19 protein-coding genes and 1 pseudogene are annotated in these 21747 nt (G+C 60.8%); 10 read left to right on the forward strand and 10 right to left on the reverse strand.

Annotated elements, in window-relative coordinates; translation table 11 throughout:
• From CAF87_RS29065 to CAF87_RS21975, 3 genes and pseudogenes are all read right to left on the reverse strand, one after another.
• A pseudogene (locus CAF87_RS29065) lies at positions 1-145 on the reverse strand (IS30 family transposase); the annotation flags it as partial.
• A gap of 102 nt (positions 146-247) precedes the next feature.
• A complete protein-coding gene (locus CAF87_RS21970; protein WP_085733029.1) occupies positions 248-1225 on the reverse strand; it encodes an alpha/beta hydrolase in 978 nt (325 codons plus the stop codon).
• Between the two features lie 10 nt (positions 1226-1235).
• Complete coding sequence (locus CAF87_RS21975; RefSeq protein WP_085733257.1) at positions 1236-1679, reverse strand: TspO/MBR family protein; 444 nt, start codon at positions 1677-1679, stop codon at positions 1236-1238.
• Between the two features lie 189 nt (positions 1680-1868).
• On the opposite strand from CAF87_RS21975, the gene CAF87_RS21980 reads away from it, so the two are divergent.
• Both CAF87_RS21980 and CAF87_RS21985 read left to right on the forward strand, forming a co-directional pair.
• Complete coding sequence (locus tag CAF87_RS21980) at positions 1869-2702, forward strand: oxidoreductase (RefSeq protein ID WP_085733030.1); 834 nt, start codon at positions 1869-1871, stop codon at positions 2700-2702.
• Between the two features lie 21 nt (positions 2703-2723).
• The gene (locus CAF87_RS21985) at positions 2724-3662 is read left to right on the forward strand and encodes an AraC family transcriptional regulator (protein WP_085733031.1); all 939 of its coding nucleotides are present in this window, start codon (positions 2724-2726) and stop codon (positions 3660-3662) included.
• Here the strand turns inward: CAF87_RS21985 and CAF87_RS21990 are convergent.
• The 3 genes from CAF87_RS21990 to CAF87_RS22000 are packed head-to-tail and all read right to left on the reverse strand — an operon-like array spanning position 3659 to position 6996.
• Positions 3659-5668: an FUSC family protein gene (locus CAF87_RS21990; protein WP_085733032.1), complete on the reverse strand. Its 2010-nt coding sequence runs from the start codon at positions 5666-5668 to the stop codon at positions 3659-3661. The two genes, CAF87_RS21985 and CAF87_RS21990, sit on opposite strands and share 4 nt — an antisense overlap.
• A complete protein-coding gene (gene mdtN / locus CAF87_RS21995; protein WP_085733033.1) occupies positions 5665-6717 on the reverse strand; it encodes a multidrug transporter subunit MdtN in 1053 nt (350 codons plus the stop codon). Before mdtN ends, CAF87_RS21990 begins: the two co-directional genes overlap by 4 nt.
• A 9-nt stretch (positions 6718-6726) precedes the next feature.
• Positions 6727-6996, reverse strand: coding sequence for a YtcA family lipoprotein (locus tag CAF87_RS22000; RefSeq protein ID WP_085733034.1), 270 nt, complete (start codon positions 6994-6996; stop codon positions 6727-6729).
• Positions 6997-7244: 248 nt separating this feature from the next.
• Here CAF87_RS22000 and CAF87_RS22005 point away from each other — a divergent pair, with 248 nt between their 5' ends.
• The gene (locus CAF87_RS22005) at positions 7245-8501 is read left to right on the forward strand and encodes a CdaR family transcriptional regulator (RefSeq protein ID WP_085733035.1); all 1257 of its coding nucleotides are present in this window, start codon (positions 7245-7247) and stop codon (positions 8499-8501) included.
• Positions 8502-8505: 4 nt separating this feature from the next.
• On the opposite strand, the gene CAF87_RS22010 is transcribed toward CAF87_RS22005, so the two are convergent.
• A complete protein-coding gene (locus CAF87_RS22010) occupies positions 8506-9090 on the reverse strand; it encodes a TetR/AcrR family transcriptional regulator (RefSeq protein ID WP_085733036.1) in 585 nt (194 codons plus the stop codon).
• A gap of 211 nt (positions 9091-9301) precedes the next feature.
• On the opposite strand from CAF87_RS22010, the gene CAF87_RS22015 reads away from it, so the two are divergent.
• Together CAF87_RS22015 and CAF87_RS22020 are read left to right on the forward strand one after the other, a co-directional pair.
• Positions 9302-9979 carry a type 1 glutamine amidotransferase domain-containing protein gene (locus CAF87_RS22015; protein ID WP_085708558.1) on the forward strand — a complete coding sequence of 226 codons (678 nt, stop codon included), beginning with the start codon at positions 9302-9304 and terminating at the stop codon, positions 9977-9979.
• A 106-nt stretch (positions 9980-10085) separates the two neighbouring features.
• Positions 10086-11207, forward strand: coding sequence for an alkene reductase (locus tag CAF87_RS22020; RefSeq protein WP_085733037.1), 1122 nt, complete (start codon positions 10086-10088; stop codon positions 11205-11207).
• Positions 11208-11255: 48 nt separating this feature from the next.
• On the opposite strand, the gene CAF87_RS22025 is transcribed toward CAF87_RS22020, so the two are convergent.
• From CAF87_RS22025 to CAF87_RS22035, 3 genes are all read right to left on the reverse strand, one after another.
• On the reverse strand, positions 11256-12791 hold the full coding sequence (locus CAF87_RS22025) for a diguanylate cyclase (protein WP_085733038.1): 1536 nt from the start codon (positions 12789-12791) through the stop codon (positions 11256-11258).
• Positions 12792-12988: 197 nt separating this feature from the next.
• Positions 12989-14533, reverse strand: a complete 1545-nt coding sequence (locus CAF87_RS22030) for a class I SAM-dependent methyltransferase (protein WP_085733039.1) — start codon at positions 14531-14533, stop codon at positions 12989-12991.
• 102 nt (positions 14534-14635) lie between these two features.
• On the reverse strand, positions 14636-15592 hold the full coding sequence (locus CAF87_RS22035; RefSeq protein ID WP_085733040.1) for a threonine dehydratase: 957 nt from the start codon (positions 15590-15592) through the stop codon (positions 14636-14638).
• A gap of 104 nt (positions 15593-15696) precedes the next feature.
• Here CAF87_RS22035 and CAF87_RS22040 point away from each other — a divergent pair, with 104 nt between their 5' ends.
• The 5 genes from CAF87_RS22040 (at position 15697) to glcE (ending at position 21747) form a co-directional block, all read left to right on the forward strand.
• Positions 15697-16533 (forward strand): AraC family transcriptional regulator, encoded by an 837-nt coding sequence (locus CAF87_RS22040; RefSeq protein WP_085733258.1) that lies wholly within the window; start codon positions 15697-15699, stop codon positions 16531-16533.
• Between the two features lie 142 nt (positions 16534-16675).
• Positions 16676-18175, forward strand: a complete 1500-nt coding sequence (gene proP, locus CAF87_RS22045; RefSeq protein ID WP_085733041.1) for a glycine betaine/L-proline transporter ProP — start codon at positions 16676-16678, stop codon at positions 18173-18175.
• Positions 18176-18305: 130 nt separating this feature from the next.
• Positions 18306-19145, forward strand: a complete 840-nt coding sequence (gene yghU / locus CAF87_RS22050) for a glutathione-dependent disulfide-bond oxidoreductase (RefSeq protein WP_085733042.1) — start codon at positions 18306-18308, stop codon at positions 19143-19145.
• Between the two features lie 38 nt (positions 19146-19183).
• Positions 19184-20683, forward strand: a complete 1500-nt coding sequence (glcD, locus tag CAF87_RS22055; protein WP_085733043.1) for a glycolate oxidase subunit GlcD — start codon at positions 19184-19186, stop codon at positions 20681-20683.
• Positions 20683-21747 (forward strand): glycolate oxidase subunit GlcE, encoded by a 1065-nt coding sequence (gene glcE / locus CAF87_RS22060; protein ID WP_085733044.1) that lies wholly within the window; start codon positions 20683-20685, stop codon positions 21745-21747. Before glcD ends, glcE begins: the two co-directional genes overlap by 1 nt.

Here is a 21747-nt window from a genome sequence, read left to right on the forward strand (position 1 = left end):
CTGTTTCCGCCAAGATGCGCTGTATCGATGAATGGTTTCGATCAAAAAGTTGGGCGATGTGCTGGAGAGAGTCGCCTTTCTGCCAGTGATCCCACATCAACTTTTTCTGGCTTTCGGTGTAATAGATCCGCGGTCTCTGCTTCATCTGCAACACTCCTTCTGCTTACACAGAATTTAGTTGTGTTGCATCGACCGGTTGAATCCACAGCCGATAGCAGACATTCGTGGCCGCCGAAACCGGCCCTCATTAAAACACTCCCCCCTCAAGAATTTGCCCCGAAACCCAAGCCCGACCATACCCAACCACCCTCCCCGCCAACCCCAACGGAAAATGAATCACCCCATGCGCCGTTTCCGGCAGCAAATGCACTTCAACCTCCGCCGCCCTGCCCCAACGCTCAGCCAGTTCAAGCGTGTCATCCCTGAGCGGATCCAGCTCCGCCGCAAACATCAACGCCGGCGGAAACCCGGTGACGTCGCCGTACAGCGGAGACAACGGCGGCTGCCGGCGTTCTTCGTCGTTCAATCCCGGCGTGAGCATTTGCAGCGCTTCAACCATCCCCGGCCCATCCAGCAGCAAGGTCTCGGGCCCGGCATTGCGTACGCTGGGGGTTCCGGTCAGGTCGTAGACGCCGTAGTACAGCAGCGCTCCGCTCACCCGTTTGAGCATGTCCGGCCATTGTTTGAGTTGCAGCAGGGTCGCGGCGGCGAGGTGGCCGCCGGCGGATTCGCCCACGACGATAACGGGCAGGTTCGCAAATTCGTGGCATTCATCGCTCAGCAGCCAGCGGGCCGCCGTGAGGCAGTCCTGCATGACGCCTTCGATCGGGGTCGAGACCACAAGCCGATAATCGACCGAGACCACGGCCACGTCGCAGGCGTTCACCATGCCGATGTTGAGGTGGTCGTTCATTTGCGCATTGCCGATGACCCAGCCGCCGCCATGAAAATCCAGTACCACGCCTTTGGCCTTTGTCTTGGGTCGGATGATCCGCACCGGCACCGATGCGCCGTCGACGCCCACCACTTTGCGTTCGGCCTCGAGCCCGTGCTTGCGCAACTTTCTCGCGCCGCCCAATTGGCTGAGGCGCAGCAGCATCTGAATCGCTCGCGGCATGATGCGATTGCGGATGCGAAAGCGCGGCAGCCGGGCGAGCTTCTTGTTGAAGGCGCGTAATTGCGCCAACTCGTTTTCGTCTGCGTGCCAGTCCATTGATGTCTTCATTGCGTCCTTTTTATTCGCGGTTGTTGCGCAGAATAGAGAAATTCAACGCCGCCGCGACACACAGCCATGCCAGGTAAGGGAACAGGATCAAACCGGTAATCACGTCCAGGCGCAAGGCCAACACCACCATCGCGGCGACCACCAGCCACAGCAGCGTGATGATCAGCATGCCGGCAAAGAGGCGATGGGCGCCGAAGAATACCGGTGTCCACAAGGTGTTCAACGCAATTTGCGCTGCCCACAGGGCGAGGATCGTTTCGCTGCCGGGTGTCAGGGTCAGGCGATAACCGACCCACGCGAGCAACAGGTAGATCGTTGTCCAGGCAACGGGAAACACCCAGTTGGGCGGAGTGAAGCGTGGTTTGACCAGCGATTGGTACCACGGGCCCGGCTGGAAAATCATCCCGGTGCTCGCTGCCGCACCGCAGGCCAACAGGAAAATTAGAAAGGTCATCGTCTGTCCTTGGCTGATATCAGCGCGTTGGGTCTGTTCCAGCTTGGATGCCCGGAGCCATGCAAAAAGTTCATCGGGCGTTATCTCGCCTCCTTGATAGGAATAGGCAATGCTCAAAGACAAACCGACATAGGTGGGCGTTTCTTCGATGGATACCATGAGCTGAAACCCCATTCACCGGAGCCCGTCATGTCCACCACCAAAACCCTTTTCATTACCGGCGTCAGCAGCGGCTTCGGCCATGCACTGGCCAAAGAAGCACTCGCTGCCGGCCACCGCGTTATTGGCACCGTGCGCAAGGAAGCCGACTTGCACGCCTTTCAAGCGCTCTCCGTGGATAACGCTTACGGGGTGATGCTGGATGTCACGGACTTCGACCGGATCGACGGCGTCATTGCCGAAGTTGAGGCGACTCATGGCCCGGTCGATGTGTTGATCAATAACGCCGGTTACGGTCACGAAGGCATCTTCGAAGAGTCGCCGCTGGAAGACATGCGCCGTCAGTTCGACGTGAACGTGTTCGGTGCTGTCGCCGTGATCAAGGCGTTCCTGCCCTTCTTTCGCAAGCGCCGTGCGGGCCACATCATCAATATCACCTCGATGGGCGGCACGATCACGATGCCGGGCATCGCGTACTACTGCGGCAGCAAGTTTGCGCTCGAAGGCATCTCCGATACGCTGAGCAAGGAACTGGCGCCCTTCAATATCTTCGTGACTGCCGTCGCGCCGGGTTCATTTCGAACCGACTGGGCCGGTCGCTCGATGCAGCGCACACCGCGCAGCATTGCCGACTATGACGCCAGTTTCGATCCGGTGCGCAAGGCCCGCGAAGAAAAGAGCGGCAAGCAGCTCGGCGACCCGCAAAAAGCGGCTCAAGCGATGTTGCAGATCATCGCCAGCCCGTCACCGCCGGCGCACCTGCTCCTGGGCAGTGACGCGTTGCGCCTGGTGCGTGAAAAGCTCGAACACGCCGCCAGCGAGATCGATCAGTGGGAAGCGTTGACTCGCTCCACCGACCATTGAGCGGCCAATAGAGAGAACGCAATGAAGCAGGCCGACGCAGGCACCTCGCGCATGGTGCAGCTCATGGAAACCCTCGCACCAGTTGAGGGCTATAACCTCAGTGCGCTTGAAGGCGTGCGCTTCCTGCGTTCGAACCGGCCGCTGACCCGCACACCGGTGCTGTACGACCCGGGCATCGTGATTCTTTGCCAGGGCCAGAAACGCGGTTATCTGGGCGATGACGTCTACGTTTACGACGCCCAGCATTATCTGGTGGTGTCCGTGCCGATCCCCTTCATCATGGAAACCGATGCCACCGAGGCCGAGCCGATGCTCGCGATCTACATGCACCTCGACTTCCAGTTGGCCAGCGAGCTGATGCAGCAAGTGGATGACCTTCACGGCGCAAACGATGCGCAACCCAAGGGCATGTACGCCTCACCGATGGACGACAAGCTCCGTGCTTCGACGTTGCGTTTTCTCGAAGCCATGAGCATTCCGGGGGACGCGCAGATACTGGGGCCATCGCTGCTGCGGGAAATCTACTACCGCATTCTGACGGGCGAACAAGGCGGATCGATGCGTGCCGCGCTCAATCGGCAGGGGCACTTCGGCAAGGTGACCCGGGCGATCCGCAAGATCCACAGTTGTTATCAGGAGCGCCTCGACGTCGAGCAACTCGCCCACGAAGCCAGCATGAGCGTGCCGAATTTTCACCTGCACTTTCGCGGTGTGACGGACACCTCACCCATGCAATATCTGAAGTCGACACGTTTGCATCAGGCGCGGCTGTTGATGCTGCGCAATGCCATGACCGCTTCGGCAGCGGCGTTCAACGTGGGTTATGAGAGCGCCTCGCAATTCAGTCGCGAGTTCAAACGCTTCTTTGGCAGGACGCCGCAGGCGGAGATCGAATGGATGAAGGCGACGTACGCCTTGCCTGCGCCGACGACGCCCTCGGAATATGTTTCGTCGCATTAACTGGCGGGCAGGTTTTCCACACTCGCCAACAACTGAAGAAAATGCACTTTCAGTACATCGTCCGCCAGCCTTGCGCTGGCGTATTCCCGCAAGCGCTCCAGATCCCCGCTCGCGACTGCAAAGCCCTGCTGACCTTTCAGTTGCTGCGCGTAGTCAGCCAGCACGGCGGCAGTTTCGTTGCACAGTTCAAGGGATGTCAGCCAGGCTTCGCCTTGCGACTGACCGTGAGCCAGTTCCACCTGAAGCGCATCGATTGTCATGGCGATGGTTCTGAGTCGCACCAGCAATTCCTGCATACGAAAAACCAGCACTTCCTGATGACTCTCGGCGACCTGCCAACCGGGCTCAAGTGCAACCCGGGCCACCATCGCCTGGCAATCGGCCAACTCACTCCACACCCGCAAGTCACGGCGTGCCTCATCGGGTGTTCGCCTCGTTTTCAGCGAATCCGCGAGCCGGCCAACCAGCGTCGCCAATCGCTGGCGCAGCGTTTCACCCTCCGCCTCGGGCCATAGAAAGGCGTGAATCAACAGGGAGATCCCGACACCCAGCAGCACACCGATGATGCGATCACGAATCTCCGTCAGGTTGGTGCTGGGTTCGAACTGCTCCAGTAACGCCAGCGCAAAGGTGAATACGATCTGCACACCGGCGTAGCTGATTCGCTCGGAGCCAGCGGCGATCCAGGAGCCGAGCGCGATCACCGGCAATGACATGAACAACAGGCCGACGATCCCGTCGATGTGCGGAACCACCAGAATCACCATCGCCAATGCCAAAGCGCTGCCCACCAGCGCACCACCGACACGCAACGTCGCGCGCATCCCGGTGGCGCCAAGGCTGGGTTGAGCGACGATCAGGCAGGTCAGCATGATGGTGTGGATGCCTTGCCAGTCCGTGCCCATGTAGAACAGATAGCAAAGCGATGCGGCCAGCAGCGTCTTGACGGCAAACTGTGTGTACACCGGGTTTTCGAAGGCATCCGGCACCCACATCGGCGGCCCCTTCGCCTTGGTTTCCGGGGCGCTGTCAGCCGCCTGCACATTGAGAAAAGACAACAACTCCAGGCGCATTTCCTCGTACACGCCGGGCAGACCGGACGTATCGATCTGATCAAGGGCAGACAATCCTTCAGGCGCTTGACCCGTTCCCAGAGAAGCCTCCAGATCAAGCACTGCCTGATGCAACAACTCGGTGGCCCGTGCATTCGCTGTGGGCGGCGGCAGGTGAGCCGCCAGCGTCAGCAGTCGGGAAATACTGCTGATGCGCGCCAGATGTGCGGCCTGCTGACTGCGATAATCGGCGTCGCGCATGCAGGCGAATCGCAACAGTTGTTGCGACGCCAATACGCTGCGCTGAATCGCGGCGGCACCCAACGCCGCCCCGCTCTGCTCGCCACTCAGACACCGGGCAACCGTGAGCAACTGGGAGCGCAGATGATTCTGCAATTGCCTGACAGGCTCCGCCGGCAACAGCAATGTGTTGACCAACAGCGTCAGGCCGATGGCGTAACTGACCGCCACCCACACCCAGAGCACTAGACGCAAAACGGCCTCGGCCTGATCGGTCAGGTCGACGAAGGTCTGGGCATAGATCACCACAATGCCGACCACGAAAAACACCACGCCAATCCGCGTGACCCGTATCAGATACGCACTGCAGAAAAACAGCACGCTCGCCCCCAGAATTCTCAGCAGCGGGTATCCATAGGTGAACTTCAGAAGCAGGATGGTCAGGCCGATCGCCAGCGTCGCACCGACCAGGAACAGCACCCCGACCATGCGGGTCAGCACCACGTTGGTCTGCGTCACGTAGAAGACCACGATCAGCGATAACGCCAGCAACGGAACCTGCAGGGTCATCGAAATGATGATCACCAGCGCACTGCCCAGCAGCGTGCGCAACAGAAGGTTCATACGACCGGGATAGGGCTGAAGCTCATCGACCAGAAACCGGTACAGGCGCTCCAGACCGCTCCGGTTCCAGTCTTCCGCCGAGCGACTCATTGGCCGGTCTTGGCCGATTCGTCAGGGCGCAGCACCGCGACGGCCGAGGCGCCGATGCGGAACAGTTCCGGGTCGGGATCCTGCACCGAGATCTTCACCGGAAACCGTTGCGAAACCCGGACCCAGTTGATGGTGCGCTGGACACGCGGCAGGCCTTCGACCACGGTTCCGCCGTCATCCGGCAGCACACCGAAACTGAGCGAATCCACCCGGCCCTGAAAGCGCTTGCCGGTGTCGCCCAACAGATAAAGCGTGGCGGACGTGCCGGCCTTGATGCCTTTCAGATCGGTCTCGCGAAAGTTCGCCACCACGTACCAGTGGCGTGTATCGATCAGTGTGAAGATCGGTTTGTAGGCCGAGGCGAACTGGCCGACGGTGGTGCGCAAGGAGGCGATTCGCCCGTCGAAAGGTGCGCGCACTTCGGTGAATTCCAGGCTCAGTTCGGCCAGGGAAATCTGCGCCTCGACTTCGGCCCGCTGCGCCACCAGCGCATCCACGCCACTGACGGCGGCTCCGGCTCGTTGCGCCTGCAATCGGGAGGCGTTGAGTTCGGCAGCCGTCGAACGCTGGGCCGTCCGCGCCTGGTCCACCGCTTCCACGGACACGTAGCCCTTGGCGAGCAATTTCTCCAGACGTTGAAGGGTGTCGTTGGACTGCGTGGCCTGCGCCTTCGCCCGCTCGACCGATGCCACGGCCGATGCGGCTTCGTATTGCTGGGCGTTCACGCTGCGTTGAGTCAAACCGATTTGATGATTGAGGGTCACCAGCCGCGCCCGGGCCTGATCCAGTGCGTCCTGATACGGACGTGCGTCGATGCGGATCAACAGATCGCCCTGCTTGACCAACTGGTTGTCGCGCACCGGCATCTCGACGATCCGGCCGTTCACTTCCGGAACGACATCGATGGTGTCGGCATACACGTAGGCATCATCGGTACTGGGCCGGGTTTCGGTTTGCCAGAGCACGTAGCCCAGCAGCAGAAACGCCGCCAGCACGATCAGCAGCGCCGGCACACGGCTTGAATGCGGTTTTGCGTCGGGTTTATTCATGGCGGGCATTCATCCGTGGAAGACGACGAGCCACAACAGCATCGCCAGGAGACCGGTCAGTGCCGGGTAACTCAATGCCAGAGGAGAAATGCGTTCGCGCAGCGAATATTTGCCCAGTACCACATGGATCGCCGTGGTCGCCACAACGCCGCCGACAATGCAGAACAGCCAATCGGGAAAAGCCGCACCGAACAGTACAAGCGAGGGGGATGTCGAGCATCCACTGAGCAGGAGAACGACAGGTATCAGTGCCAGCCTGACGGGATCGGATGAAGGCATGTCTACCTTCGCAAGTGACGACTGACGCAAACCGGAACCTCTGGGCAAGGAATTGACCTGCGCACCTTACCGATCCGGCCACGGCCCCGATATTGGAAAAAAACATAACTTCGTTGTGACAGTAAACAACCGGAAAACCGGGCTAAAAGCGTTGTTGAACTGGCCTGGTGAACGTAAGAGTATAGAGCGCGCACAGACACTCGCCCGCGAGTGAAATCGACACTTTCAGGCGCCAAAAGGTGAACGCAATGACGCCCATTCCCACCCTCAGCGCTCGACTTGCAACGATCACCCGAGAGTTTGCGAACACCCCTTCCCTGCTCACCGCAAAGATCAACCACCAGCTCAACGGGATGGCAGGCTACAAAGACCTCACACCCGAAGCCCGCAAGGATCTGGAAAACTCCCTGAGCTACACCGCGCGCCTGTGGTGCGAAACGCTGCTGACCGGCGAGGGCTTGTCGCAGGACACTCGCCGAACGCTGAAGGAGATCGGTTGCCGGCGCGTCCATCAGGGTGTGCCCCTGCAATCGCTGATGCGCGGGTTCAGCCTTGGGGTGCGTGAAATCTGGAGCGGCTACCTGGAACTTGCCAGAGACGACGATGCGTTGAGCAAAGAGTTGTTGTTGCAGATTTCCGGCTACATGTTCGATTTCTTCGACGACATTGCCGAAGAAGTGGTCCAGGCGTATCTGGAAGAACAGATTCAGAAAGTTCGCTGGAGGGAGCATCTGCATCAGCGGCTTTATCACTTCCTGTTGCATTCACCGCACGATACCGAAGGATTCGAAGACACCCTGTTGGCACTCGGCCTGGACGCCAGCACGCCCCGCGTGGCGCTCGCGCTGGAACTGCCCTTGCGCCCTGTCCAGCCGTTGCAGCGCGAAGACGAATTCGACCGTATGACCCTGCAGATTGCCCGGCACCTGAAGATTCCCGTCAAGGAACTGATCCGCGTCTGGTACCGCGACAGACTGGTGATCTGGCTGCCGGGCATCAAAGGCGAAACCCTCACGCAATGCGACCAGCGCATGTGCGAAAGCGCCGCGTCACTGCCGGCGTTGCTGCCGTCGTTGCGTGGCATCGGCATCGGTCTGCTGAATCAGGGGATCGCCGGCTGGGTCGGCACGGCGGAAGAAGCGATCAAGGCCATCGACCTGTTCCCATTCAACGGGGCCGAAGTACGTGTCAGACGCTATTCAAGCGTGCTGATCGAAGACAGCGTGCGCAGCCACGACAACACTCTCAGATACCTGATGTCGCTCATCGAGCAGCTCAGCCATGAACCCGACCTGCTGCTGACACTGGAAGCGTTTTTCTCAAGCGGCCGTCACCGCGCCCAGACCGCCAAGACCCTCGGCATCCACCCGAACACCCTCAATTACCGGACAGGGCGCATCGAGAACCTGCTGGGCGCGGATCTGAATGACATCAACTGGGTGAGCCGGCTGGACACGGCTCTGAAACTTCGCCGGCATTCGATCAGCAAGGGACAAGAGCGCTGAAAGTTCAGGCGTCCAACAGTCGCCTGGTGGTCGTCATCGCCGTGTCCAGCGACTGCCCGGTCCGTTGCAACTTGTTCAACAAACTCGCCCCCAGCCACAGCTGATAGAGGGTTTCCGCCAGTTGCCGGGCATCGCCGTCGGGCAGGCATTGATCGGCCTGGCCCTGCTCGATGCAAGTGGTGATGCGCGCCACCACGCGCTCGGCGCCATCGCGCAAGGTCAGGCGCATGGCTTCGGACAGATCGGCCACCTCGGCACTGAGCTTCACCACCAGACACTCGTCACCATGCCCCTCCAGCGTGCAGCGGTCCTGCCAGCCTTGCCAGTAGTCCATCAGCCGCTCGCGGGCATTCAGGTCGGGCAGCGTCAGGCGCCGCTCCATGTCGGCCAGGTAACAGACGAAGTAATCCTCAAGCAGCGCCTGGCCGTACAGCTCCTTGGATTTGAAGTAGTGATAGAACGAGCCCTTGGGCACACCGGCGGTTTGCAGGATCTCGTTCAGGCCGACACTGGTGAAGCCCTTTTCGGCCATCATCCGGTGGCCGGTGTCGAGCAGGTGTTGGCGGGTGTCGTCGTAGGTCGGTTTCATCGGGGCGCAGATTACCAGGCAATAGACCAGTCGTTTAACTCGAAGGAACGGGAGTTTGCCACACCAGTCCATGAAAAACATGCGGATAAAAAATTACTAGACGACTGGTCTAATTGGAATCTATGCTGCGCCCCGACAAACCCTTTCCCCGGTGTCGATCGTGTGCGAATCCCTCGCACAGCCACGACACCCGACCCACCCAAGGTGCTCTATGAAAATCTTGATGGTTCTGACTTCCCACGATCAGCTCGGCAACACCGGCAAGAAAACCGGCTTCTGGCTCGAAGAGTTCGCCGCCCCTTACTACGCCTTCAAGGACGCCGGCGCCGATATCACCCTGGTCTCGCCCGCTGGCGGCCAGCCACCGCTGGATCCGAAAAGCGACGAACCCGACGCCCAGACCGCCGAAACCGACCGCTTCCGCAAGGATTCGGCGGCGCAACAAGCGCTGGCGAATACCGGGCGCCTGGCCGATGTCAGCGCCGAGGATTTCGATGCCGTGTTTTATCCAGGTGGCCACGGCCCGCTCTGGGATCTGGCCGAAGACAAGCATTCGATTGCCCTGATCGAAGCCTTCGCCCGCAGTAACAAACCTCATGGTTTCGTCTGCCACGCCCCGGGGGTGCTGCGGCATGTGCTCGGCGCTGACGGCAAAGCCTTGGTCAAGGATCGTGACGTCACCGGCTTCACCAATTCCGAAGAAGCGGCTGTCGGTCTGACGGATGTGGTGCCGTTCCTGGTCGAAGACGAGTTCCAGCGCCTCGGCGCCCGTTACTCCAAAGTCGCCGACTGGCAGGTGCACGTGGTGACTGACGGGAAACTGGTCACCGGCCAGAACCCAGCCAGCTCCGCCGCTGTCGCCGAGAAACTGTTGAAGCTGCTCGGCTGACATTTTCAGCCGTCATCCACCCGGACGCCGTGCGCGTGTTGCACGGCGTCTTTTTTGGCCCGACCACTAGTCGACTGGTCTAATAAACCCAATCCAAGGCACATCCATGAATCACAGCAGTTTCTTCAAACCCGGCACTTTGGGTCTGCACACCCTGAAAAACCGCATCGTGCTGCCGCCCCTCACCCGCCAGCGCAGCACCCAGCCGGGCAACGTTGCCAATGAATTGATGGCCGAGTATTACCAGCAACGCGCCGGCGCCGGTTTACTGGTAACGGAAGGCACGCAGATCGAGCCGCGCGGCCAAGGTTATGCGTGGACACCCGGCATTCATACCCCCGAGCAAGTCGCCGGATGGCGCAAAGTCACCGAGGCTGTCCACGCCCGGGACGGCGTGATCTTCGCCCAGCTCTGGCATGTGGGGCGCGTGTCCCATACGGCTTTGCAACCCGACGGTGCCGCACCGGTTTCGGCCTCTGCGGTAGCCACCGACCGGGTCAGCGTGTTCATCGAAACCGCGCCTGGTGCCGGCGCCCTGGTGCCACCGTCCGCCCCTCGCGCACTGACCACCGATGAAGTGCAGGAACTGGTTCAGCTGTACATCCAGGCCGCGCGCAATGCCATGGAGGCAGGTTTCGACGGGATCGAACTGCACTGCGCCAATGGTTATCTGGTGAACCAGTTCATCTCGGCCCACAGCAATCTGCGCACCGACCAGTACGGCGGCTCGCTGCACAATCGCCTGCGCTTTTTACGTGAAGTGGTGGCTGGAGTTGCCGAGTGCATCGGTCGTGAAAAAGTCGGTGTGCGTTTCGCCCCGCTGTTCACCACCACCGACGAGGCGCGTACCTACCTGGGCATGGTCGAGGAAGATCCGCACACCACTTACATCGAAGCGATCAAGGTGCTGCAGGACGTGGGCATCGCCTACCTGTCCATCGCCGAAGCCGACTGGGACGATGCCCCGGCGATGCCTCTAACGTTCCGTCAGGCAGTGCGCGACACCTTCAGCGGCGCGATCATTTACGCCGGGCGCTACACCGCAGCATCCGGTGCGCAGTTGCTCGATTCGGGGCTGGCGGATTTCGTGGCCTTCGGTCGCCCGTTCATGGCCAACCCGGACCTGCCGGCGCGCATCGCCAATGACTGGCCGCTGAATTCACTGAATCCGGCCACGGTCTACGGTGGCAATGCCGAAGGGTATGTGGACTACCCCGAGTACGCGTGATGACTGCCGATTATCGGTAAGGCGCAACACCCGACCGTTCAGCACTGCTCACACTGGCAGTGGTGAACGGGAACTGTCGCCGGGAGCCTGCCTTGCCATCCGGTTCCGCCCTGTGCTCTTCGCCTGATACAGCGCCTGATCTGCCGTCTCGATCAGCGCTTGCACCACGGCCAGTTGTGGACCCGCCGCCGCGGTGACGCCGATACTGACCGTCACCCGACCGAACGGGCTCGCCGGGTGAGCAATGTGCTCTTGCGTCAGTCGCTCCAGAATCAGTTGTGCCACGACCGACGCCCCCTCGCCATCGGTGTCGGGCATGATGATCGCCACCTCTTCCCCGCCATAGCGTGCCACCAGATCCGACGGTCGCCGCACACAGGCTTCAAGCACTTTTCCCACCCGTTGAAGGCAGGCGTCGCCGGCAACATGCCCCTGGGAATCGTTGAACAGCTTGAAGTAGTCGATATCGATCATCAGCAAGGCCAGCGATGTCCTGTCACGTTGAGCACGGCGCGCTTCCATGGCCAGTGTTTCATCGAAACAGCGGCGATTGGCGAGGCCCGTCAGCGCGTCCTTCATCGCCAGCAATTCCAGCTGCCGGTTTGATCCCAGCAACTGCTGTTGAGTGAGCCGCAACTCCCCTTCCACCTGGGTCCGTCGACGTATATCACGAATGAGAAACCAGCCGATCACGCCAGTGAGCCCCAGCAACGATGCGACCACCACGATCGACAGCAGCGCCTCCAGCCGCCACGCCGCCAGTGCTTCGCGCTTGCCGAGCGCGACCGTGGTGATCAGCGGCAGCTTTTCACTCTTGCGAAACGCGTAGAGCCGCTCCACCCCGTCGAGGCTGGACGTGAAGGACGCGGTGCCCACCGACTGATCCACCAGGTACTTCGCATAAATGGGCGACTTGGAGAAATTGCGCCCCATGTCCTGTTCGCGAAAGGGATAACGCACCAGCAGCGTACCGTCGGTGTAGGACAGACCGATGGCGCCTTCCTGCCCCACGTCGAGCTTGCCGAACAGTCGCAGGAAGTTTTCGACCCCCAGGGTGACCGCCACCACACCGGCGAACTCTCCGCGCGCGTCATTGAAGCGGCGACTGACGGTAATCACCCACTCCTGATTCGAGCGGCTACGGATGGGCGGGCCGATGAAGGGCTCGCGGGAAGGATCGTCACGGTGATGGATGAAATAGTCCCGGTCACTGCTGTTGACCCCGGCCGGAATCGGTCGGTTGGAGGACATCAGCCAGTGGCCGCGATTATCGTAGACGGTGATGCCACTGAGCTGCGGCATCAGCGGTTGCTGACGGTTGACCAGCGCATTCAGCCGTTCGATCTGCGCGGGGCCGCTGCCCTCGGTTTCCAGACGCTCGACGAGCCCGAGCAAGAGCAGCGAGCTTTGCCGGACGATGCCTTCGGAATAGGTCGCGAGCGCCTGGGTCAGGTTCAACCCGTGGACGTTCACCTCGTCCAGCGCCCGCTCCCGGGAGCTCAGCACCTTCCAGATGGTCAGCGACGCCAGGGAGCAACCGATGATAAACAGCAACAGCATCACGAGGTGGGTATCACGCTTCACATCAGTACCTTTTGGAAAGTCCGTTTTCCGTCACGGCCGTTGTCGGACCGGGGCCACAACAGCGACCGTATGTCCCGGGCTGCGCAGGATACAAGCAGTCCATCGAAGACGCAGCAACGGCGTGTCGGGCCCCCGATGAACTGTTCGCTGATCGGACGGCTCGATGAAAAAACCGGACCCCATAAGACTTTTTGCCGCTAGACGATTTTCAGCGCCTTGAGAATGATCAGCGACTGCCCGGCAAACGCCTCGGCCTGTTCGGTCAGCTCGGCAATATTTTCCTCGGCAGTCGTCAGCGCTTTGCCGTCCTTGAGCAGTCCTTCACCTTGGCCGCCAATGATGCCCCACGCCAGCAATGCCCACTCGGCTGGGCGGGTCTTGCCTTGTTTGATCGATATCAGGAACAACTGCTGGAATCGGCTGACTGTCACGCCACCACCCGTCACCGGACTGGCCAAGACCTGGATTTTGTGATCGAACAGCGAGCGTCTGCACAGTTGTAGATTGAGCGTATTGCAGCGTGTCTGCGCCAGCTTCTCGGCCGCTTCACTCTGGCATGGCGCCACGGCCCCCATAGCGATCAACACATTGATGGCCTGCTCCACATCGCCAAAACTCAGCGAAGGCGAAGCCTCCAGCAAGTGGCGCAGGGTTTTCGGCACGTAGCCGTCGTCCGCCAACGCATCGAGCACCGGGCCGTAAATCTCTGCCTGCAACGTGGCTGAGCCTGCGGGCCCCGTGACGCTGCCCGCGACACTTTCTGCCAGTTGCATCAGGACAAAACGGGTACTGAGCATGCGTTCGCGGTGCTCGCTGGCGGACAGCCGGTTGGCCCCGCGCACGTAGAGGTCCCGGCGGAAGTTCTGGTTGACGAAGTAATCACGCGCCTGCTCGCGCATGACCGGATGCTCGATGCCTTCCAGAAAGTCCATGCCTTCGGCGCTCAGGTTGAGCGGGTCCACCGTGTCCAGCGGAACGGCGGTGGTGGCGTAGTCGAGCTTGGCCGGGGCCAGGGCATCGACCACGTCGGTGAAATACATGCAATTCCAGTCGCGGTTGAAGTATTCATGGGCGACGTATTGGCGATTCTGGCCTTTGATGCTCTGGAGCTTGGCGTCCAGGTGAGGCGCCGAATTGGCATAGTTCGGTTTGGCCGCCAACAATGCTTCGGAGAACTGCAGCGCAGCATCGATACGCTGATCCGGGCGAGCAGACGTTTGTGTGGCGAAGCGGTCATGCAGGCTGAACAACTGGCGCAACGGTGCCAGCGGCGACCAGCCCGGGAAGCAGTTGTAGCTGATGTATACATGACCGCCCGGTTTGAGATGACGACGGGCAAACTCGACGATCAACTTGTGGTTGTCACGACTGACCCAGGTCCAGATGCCGTGCAGGCTGATGCTGTCGAACTGCGGCAGGTCATGGCGGGCCAGCAGTTGCTCGAAGCTGTCGTCATACAGCCGCGCATCGCTGCCCCAGTCGTTCGCCAGCCCGATGGCATGGGCGGCCTGGCCCGGATGGAAATCCGTACCGACGTAGGTGCCCGGATTACCCGCCGCATGGATATTGATCGAAACGCCCTGGCCAAAACCCAGCTCGCAGTGATAGCCGTCGGTGCTCTCCAGCGTGGCGAAACCACGCAACAACAAACAATAGCGCTGGAAAACCGGATTGATCTCCCGGCTATACCCGTAGGTGTAGCCTTCGTCGGTGAAATAACCTTCGTTCCAGGCTTTGCTCATGCGTGACACCTTTTTTATATCGAAAGTGAAAGTCGAACTTATAAGGGGTACTCAGGGCGAATCACAAGCGCAAAAGCGACGCCCGCAGCCAGCCGTCGTCTATCAGCCGATCACTCGCGCATACACCGACCGGTCGATGTTGCCTCCAGACAGAATCACCCCGACCTTTTTGCCCTGCATCCTGTCCCGCTCCTGCATCAATGCGGCCAGCGCGGCGGCGCCGGCACCTTCGGCGAGGTTGTGGGTATCGGTGTAATACACGCGCATGGCTTCGGCGATTTCGCTCTCGCTGACGGACACGATTCGTGCAGCACCGGCCCCATAGACATCGAACGCCTCGGCAATCGGCTTGCGCACGGCCAGCCCGTCGGCAAAGGTATTGGCCGAGGCGGTCTCGCAGATCGTTTTCGCCTCGAAGGACAACTTGGCGGCGGCCGCTTCGGTCGACACTACACCTACGACCTGGGTATCCCGCCCCAGCGCATCGCGGGCGGCGATCACGCCACAAATGCCTGAGCCGCAGCCGATGGGAACGTAGACGGTGTGCAGATCCGGTGTCGCGCTGAACAGTTCCAGCGCGTAGGTCGCCACGCCCTTGACCAGTTCGGTGTGGAACGGTGGCACCAGATAAAGTCCATGTTCCAGCGCCAGGCGCGCCGCTTCCTCACGGGCCTCGTCGAAATCACGCCCGTACTCGACCACTTCGCCGCCAAAGCCGCGCATGGCGTTGTTCTTTTCCAGCGAATTGCCCTCAGGCACCACGATCAACGCCTTCAATCCGACTGCACTGGCTGCCAGCGCAAGGCTCTGCCCGTGATTGCCACGCGTCGCGGAGACAATGCCTTTGACGTTGGGATGTTCGCGGCGCAGCCAGTGCATGAAGGTGATGCCCCCGCGCACCTTGAACGCGCCGGTGGGTGTGTGGTTTTCGTGCTTGACCCACACCGTGCAGCCCAGCCGCTCGGCCAGCAATGGCCAGCGGTATTGGGCAGTGGCCGGCATGACCTGGTAAACCTGGCGGGCAGCCTGTTCGATGTCTTCGCGAGTGAGTGAATGCATGGGAATCTCCTTGTGCGTGACCCCAGTCTAGGCACAGGCACATCACGTCGGCTTTCAAAAAACTGACCTGACTTTTGTCCCGGCTCTTCACTACTATGGCGTTCATGAGCCATCGCAACCGCCAGCCATCACCCGTTGCCCCGGAACCGGTCCGTCGTATCGAGGCCGGCCCGTGGGCAATCGAATTGCTGCCCGGTGCCGCGTACGCGACGCGCTATGTGGCGGCGCAGTCGGCCATCGGTTTTGCCTTCGACAGCCAGCGCGGCGTACACGCCATTGGCAGCGACCGGGTTCGCCCCTTCGATGCCATGCCCAATGGATTGGCGTTTGTGCCTGTCGGTTGTGACGTGATGTCCGAGTCACCCATGGGTGGTGAATACCTGCGGGTGGTCCGCACCGACGGCATTGCGCTGGCAGGTGAGCAAGCATTCAATAATCGCATCGACTCGCAGGCCATTCACCTTGCTTCGCGAATGCGCCGTGCCTTGTTGAATGCCTCAGTGGACGATGACTGGGAAACCTGGGCGCTCGCATTGGCCGAGCGCGTCGAAGGTAAAGACAGGTCACCGTGCCAAGTCGCGATGACTGGCAACCGAATGCGCCTGCTCGACGAATTCATCGACGCCGGCCTCGACGGTCCGCTCGGCATTCAAACCATGGCGCAACTGCTGGAATTGTCCGAAGGCTATTTCATTCGCGCCTTCAAACAGGCCACCGGCAAAAGCCCCCATAGCTACCTGATCGACCGGCGATTGGCCCGGGCTCGAGCGCTGATGCGCGACTCCACGGCCAGCCTGGCGGACATCGCCCTCGCCTGCGGTTTCAATTCCCAGGCGCACATGACCAGCGCGTTCAAACAACGACTTGGTGTAAGTCCGGCGCAAATGCGCGCAGGATCGCGTCACAATCCGGTCATTGGCAAAAATCCAAATCAGTGGTGAATTTTTTCGTGTCCGCCTGTATCTGATCTGAAAGAAGCCGTGCCATCAAAGAGATGGCATCGGCCAAGGCAAACCGCTCTGGCTCAACCCTCACCGGGTCTCGCGGTTTGCACTAAGACAGATCAGATGCAGAGTGAATCCCATGGAACCAAAGGAAAACGTCAGCCCGATCGGACTGAAAGACATCACCATTGTCGACGACGCCAAGATGCGCAAAGCCATTACGGCCGCTGCACTGGGCAACGCGATGGAGTGGTTCGACTTCGGCGTCTACGGCTTCGTTGCCTACGTGCTGGGCAAGGTCTTCTTCCCCGGCGCCGATCCCGGCGTACAGATGATCGCGGCACTGGCAACCTTCTCGGTGCCGTTCCTGATCCGGCCGCTGGGCGGACTGTTCTTCGGTGCGCTGGGGGACAAGTACGGACGGCAGAAAGTTCTCGCGGCGACCATCGTGATCATGTCGCTCAGCACCTTTGCCATCGGGTTGATCCCGTCCTATGCCTCGATCGGCATCTGGGCACCGATCCTTCTGCTGCTGGCGAAAATGGCCCAGGGATTTTCGGTCGGAGGCGAATACACCGGTGCTTCGATTTTCGTGGCTGAGTACGCGCCGGATCGCAAACGCGGTTTCCTCGGCAGCTGGCTGGACTTCGGTTCCATCGCCGGTTTCGTCCTCGGCGCCGGCGTGGTGGTGCTGATTTCCGCGATCATCGGCGAAGAAAAATTCCAGGAATGGGGCTGGCGCCTGCCCTTCTTCCTCGCCTTGCCGCTGGGCATGATCGGTCTCTACCTGCGCCATGCGCTCGAAGAAACCCCCGCGTTTCAGCAGCATGTCGAAAAGCTTGAACAAGGTGACCGCGAAGGCCTGGCCGGCGGCCCGAAAGTGTCGTTCAAGGAAGTCGCCACCAAACACTGGCGCAGCCTGATGACCTGCATCGGCGTGGTGGCGGCAACCAACGTCACCTACTACATGCTGCTCACCTATATGCCGAGCTACCTGTCGCACAACTTGCACTACAGCGAAAATCGCGGGGTGCTGATCATCATCGCGATCATGGTCGGCATGCTGTTCGTGCAGCCTGCGATCGGTTTCATCAGCGACAAGATCGGCCGTCGTCCCTTCATCATCTTCGGCAGCATCGGTCTGTTCATCCTCGCCATTCCCGCGTTCATGCTGATCAACAGCGGCAAGATCGGCCTGATCTTTTCCGGCCTGCTGATACTGGCCGTGGTACTCAACTTTTTCATTGGTGTCATGGCCTCTACGCTGCCGGCGATGTTCCCGACTCACATTCGCTACAGCGCGCTGGCCAGTGCCTTCAACGTCTCGGTGCTGATCGCCGGTGTGACGCCGACCGTCGTCGCCTGGCTGGTGGAAAGCACCCAGAACCTGTACATGCCGGCCTATTACCTGATGGTGACCGCCATCATCGGGCTGATCACCGGTGTGACCATGAAGGAAACCGCCAACAAACCGCTACGCGGCGCAGCACCTGCGGCCTCCGATATCGAAGAAGCCAAGGAACTGCTGCAGGAACACCACGACAACATCGAACAGAAGATCGAAGACATCGACGCCGAAATCGCCGCGCTGGAGGCCAAACGCGAGCACCTTGTGCAGCAGCACCCGCGAATCGAATAACGATATAAAGAGTTGATGGGACAACAGGGTGGAATTCAAACGCCCTTCTGTGGTGTTCTGTTCGTCAGGAGCCGGTGTTTTTTTCCGCCGGCTCACGCCCCTTCAGCAACCTGACGATGAGGTCCGTTTCATGAGCAAGGCGCCTTATGTACCACCCAAAGTCTGGAAACACAGCGCTCCGTCCGGCGGCCAGTTCGCCAACATCAATCGCCCGATTGCCGGACCGACCCATGACAAAATCCTGCCTGTCGGCAAGCATCCATTGCAGTTGTACTCGCTGGCCACGCCCAACGGCGTCAAGGTCACCATCCTGCTGGAAGAGTTGCTGGCCCTCGGGCACACAGGGGCCGAATACGATGCCTGGCTGATCCGCATCGGTGAAGGCGATCAGTTTTCCAGCGGCTTCGTTGAGATCAACCCGAACTCCAAGATACCGGCACTGCTTGATCGAAGTGTCGAGCCGGCCATCCGGGTTTTCGAGTCGGGCTCAATCCTGCTTTACCTCGCCGAGAAATTTGGCGCCTTCCTGCCCACCGATCTCGCCGGCCGCACCGAAACCCTGAACTGGCTGTTCTGGCAGATGGGCTCAGCGCCCTATCTGGGCGGCGGCTTCGGGCACTTTTATGCCTATGCGCCGGAGAAACTCGAATACCCGATCGACCGTTTCACCATGGAAGCCAAACGTCAGCTGGATGTGCTCGACCGACGTCTTGCCGAGAGTCCTTACCTTGCCGGCGACAGCTACACCATCGCCGATATCGCGGTCTGGCCGTGGTACGGGCAACTGGTGCGCAACAACGTGTACGGCGCGGCCGAATTCCTGTCGGCGCACGAATACACTCATGTGCAACGCTGGGCCGAGGACATCGCCAAACGGCCTGCGGTCATTCGTGGGCAACGCGTCAATCGGACCTGGGGCGATGAGGCGAGCCAGGTGCCGGAGCGACATGAGGCTGCTGATCTAGACTGATCGCTCGCACCCGATAACAAAAACCAAGGGGCGCCCACATGAACATTCTCTACGACGAACAGATCGACGGCGCCCTGCCGGACGTCGATAAAGCCGCGCTGTTGCAGGTGCTGCAAACCCGGTGGCCGGCACTGGAAATCCTGCATCAGCGCGAGGATCTCGCCCCGTACGAATGCGACGCTTTGTCCGCCTATCGCACCACGCCGCTGCTGGTGGTTTTGCCCCGGCATCTGGATGAGGTGCTGGGCATTTTGCGCACCTGCCATGAGATGAACGTGCCGGTGGTGGCCCGGGGTGCCGGCACCGGATTGTCCGGCGGCGCGTTGCCGCTGGAAAAAGGTGTGCTGCTGGTGATGGCGCGCTTCAACAACATCCTGCACATCGATCCGGCCGCCCGCACCGCGCGGGTTCAGCCCGGCGTGCGCAATCTGGCGATATCCCAGGCTGCCGCTCCGTTCGGCCTGTATTACGCGCCGGATCCTTCCTCGCAGATCGCCTGTTCCATCGGTGGCAATGTGGCGGAAAATGCTGGCGGCGTGCATTGCCTCAAGTACGGCCTGACCGTGCACAACCTGCTTAAGGTCGAGATCCTGACCGTCGAGGGCGAACACCTCACGCTCGGCTCCGATGCGCTCGACTCTCCGGGTTTCGACTTGCTGGCGCTGTTCACCGGTTCCGAAGGCCTGCTGGGTGTGATCACCGAAGTCACGGTCAAACTGCTGCCCAAGCCACAAACCGCCAAAGTTTTGCTGGCCGCGTTCGATTCCGTGGAAAATGCCGGCCGCGCGGTGGGCGATATCATCGCCGCCGGCATCATTCCTGGAGGCCTGGAAATGATGGACAACCTGGCGATCCGCGCCGCCGAAGACTTCATCCACGCCGGGTACCCGGTGGACGCCGAAGCCATTTTGCTCTGTGAACTCGATGGCGTGGAGGCCGACGTCCACGATGACTGCATCCGCGTGCGCCAAGTGTTGGAAAACGCCGGCGCGACGCAAGTACGTCAGGCCAGAGACGAAGCCGAGCGCATACGATTCTGGGCCGGCCGCAAGAATGCCTTCCCGGCCGTGGGCCGTTTATCGCCGGATTATTACTGCATGGACGGCACCATCCCGCGCCGCGAACTGCCCGGTGTGTTGCAGGCCATTGCGCAGTTGTCTGGCGAATATGGCCTTCGAGTGGCGAACGTGTTCCATGCCGGCGACGGCAACATGCACCCGTTGATCCTGTTCGACGCCAATCAACCCGGCGAGCTGGAACGCGCCGAAACCCTGGGAGGCAAGATTCTCGAATTGTGCGTAAAGGTCGGCGGCAGCATCACCGGCGAGCACGGCGTGGGCCGGGAGAAAATCAATCAGATGTGCGCGCAGTTCAACAACGATGAGCTGACCCTGTTCCACGCCGTCAAAGCCGCGTTCGACCCCGGCGGTCTGCTCAATCCGGGCAAGAACATCCCGACGTTGCACCGCTGCGCCGAATTCGGCGCCATGCATATTCATGCCGGGCAACTGCCCTTCCCCGAGCTGGAGCGTTTCTGATGGTCCGAGAAAAGGATGTCGACGACAGAGCTGCGTTGCTCGATCAGGTCAATCAGGCGTTGCAGGACGCCACGCCACTGCGGATTCAGGGCGCCAACAGCAAGGCGTTTCTGGGGCGCATCGTTGCCGGAGAAATCCTCGACACCCGCACCCATCGCGGCATCGTCAGCTACGACCCGACGGAACTGGTGATCACCGCACGTTGCGGCACACCGCTGAGCGAACTGCTGGCGGTGCTGGATGCGTCACAACAGATGTTGCCATGCGAACCACCGGCCTTCGCCGACGATGCGACGGTGGGCGGGATGATCGCCAGCGGACTGTCGGGCCCGCGCCGGCCGTGGTCGGGTTCGGTGCGGGATTTCGTGCTGGGTACGCGAATCATCACAGGGCATGGCAAACACCTGCACTTTGGCGGTGAAGTCATGAAAAACGTCGCCGGTTATGACCTGTCGCGGCTGATGGCCGGCAGTTACGGTTCGCTGGGAGTGATTACCGAGGTCTCACTCAAGGTCCTGCCCAAACCCCGTGAGTGCCTGAGCATCAGCCTGGAAATGGACAGCGAGCGTGCCTTGCAGCGCCTGGCGGAATGGGGCCAACAACCGTTGCCGATCAGCGCCGCCTGCCACGATGGGCAGCGTCTGCACTTGCGTCTGGAAGGTGGCGAAGGCTCGGTGGCGGCGGCCCGTGATCGGCTCGGTGGCGAACTGCTCGATGGGACTTATTGGGCAGATCTGAATGAACAGCGCCTGGACTTTTTCGACGAGGACCAGCCCCTGTGGCGCCTGTCGGTGCCGAACAACACCCCGCTGCTGGCCTTGGCCGGTGAACAAATGCTCGACTGGGGCGGCGCACAGCGGTGGCTAAAATCAGGCGCCGAAGCTGCTCTGATTCGCCAGGTGGTTTCGGCTGTTGGCGGCCATGCTACCTGCTACAGCCATGGTTTGATCGACGCGCCGTTTCATCCGCTGCCACCCGCCCTCCTGCACTATCACCGTCGCCTCAAGCAACAACTCGACCCCCGGGGCATCTTTAACCCCGGTCGTCTGTACGCGGAGCTTTGA

It is taken from the genome of Pseudomonas sp. R38(2017) (assembly GCF_002112395.1).
Taxonomy (GTDB): domain Bacteria; phylum Pseudomonadota; class Gammaproteobacteria; order Pseudomonadales; family Pseudomonadaceae; genus Aquipseudomonas.

Excerpts from the sequence above, each read along its gene's own strand:
- CAF87_RS21970 (WP_085733029.1), bottom strand. The coding sequence starts at position 1,225 with ATGAAGACATCAATGGACTGGCACGCAGACGAAAACGAGTTGGCGCAA.
- CAF87_RS21975 (WP_085733257.1), bottom strand. The coding sequence starts at position 1,679 with ATGACCTTTCTAATTTTCCTGTTGGCCTGCGGTGCGGCAGCGAGCACC.
- CAF87_RS21980 (WP_085733030.1), top strand. The coding sequence starts at position 1,869 with ATGTCCACCACCAAAACCCTTTTCATTACCGGCGTCAGCAGCGGCTTC.
- CAF87_RS21985 (WP_085733031.1), top strand. The coding sequence starts at position 2,724 with ATGAAGCAGGCCGACGCAGGCACCTCGCGCATGGTGCAGCTCATGGAA.
- CAF87_RS21990 (WP_085733032.1), bottom strand. The coding sequence starts at position 5,668 with ATGAGTCGCTCGGCGGAAGACTGGAACCGGAGCGGTCTGGAGCGCCTG.
- mdtN (WP_085733033.1), bottom strand. The coding sequence starts at position 6,717 with ATGAATAAACCCGACGCAAAACCGCATTCAAGCCGTGTGCCGGCGCTG.
- CAF87_RS22000 (WP_085733034.1), bottom strand. The coding sequence starts at position 6,996 with ATGCCTTCATCCGATCCCGTCAGGCTGGCACTGATACCTGTCGTTCTC.
- CAF87_RS22005 (WP_085733035.1), top strand. The coding sequence starts at position 7,245 with ATGACGCCCATTCCCACCCTCAGCGCTCGACTTGCAACGATCACCCGA.
- CAF87_RS22010 (WP_085733036.1), bottom strand. The coding sequence starts at position 9,090 with ATGAAACCGACCTACGACGACACCCGCCAACACCTGCTCGACACCGGC.
- CAF87_RS22015 (WP_085708558.1), top strand. The coding sequence starts at position 9,302 with ATGAAAATCTTGATGGTTCTGACTTCCCACGATCAGCTCGGCAACACC.
- CAF87_RS22020 (WP_085733037.1), top strand. The coding sequence starts at position 10,086 with ATGAATCACAGCAGTTTCTTCAAACCCGGCACTTTGGGTCTGCACACC.
- CAF87_RS22030 (WP_085733039.1), bottom strand. The coding sequence starts at position 14,533 with ATGAGCAAAGCCTGGAACGAAGGTTATTTCACCGACGAAGGCTACACC.
- CAF87_RS22035 (WP_085733040.1), bottom strand. The coding sequence starts at position 15,592 with ATGCATTCACTCACTCGCGAAGACATCGAACAGGCTGCCCGCCAGGTT.
- CAF87_RS22040 (WP_085733258.1), top strand. The coding sequence starts at position 15,697 with ATGAGCCATCGCAACCGCCAGCCATCACCCGTTGCCCCGGAACCGGTC.
- proP (WP_085733041.1), top strand. The coding sequence starts at position 16,676 with ATGGAACCAAAGGAAAACGTCAGCCCGATCGGACTGAAAGACATCACC.
- yghU (WP_085733042.1), top strand. The coding sequence starts at position 18,306 with ATGAGCAAGGCGCCTTATGTACCACCCAAAGTCTGGAAACACAGCGCT.
- glcD (WP_085733043.1), top strand. The coding sequence starts at position 19,184 with ATGAACATTCTCTACGACGAACAGATCGACGGCGCCCTGCCGGACGTC.
- glcE (WP_085733044.1), top strand. The coding sequence starts at position 20,683 with ATGGTCCGAGAAAAGGATGTCGACGACAGAGCTGCGTTGCTCGATCAG.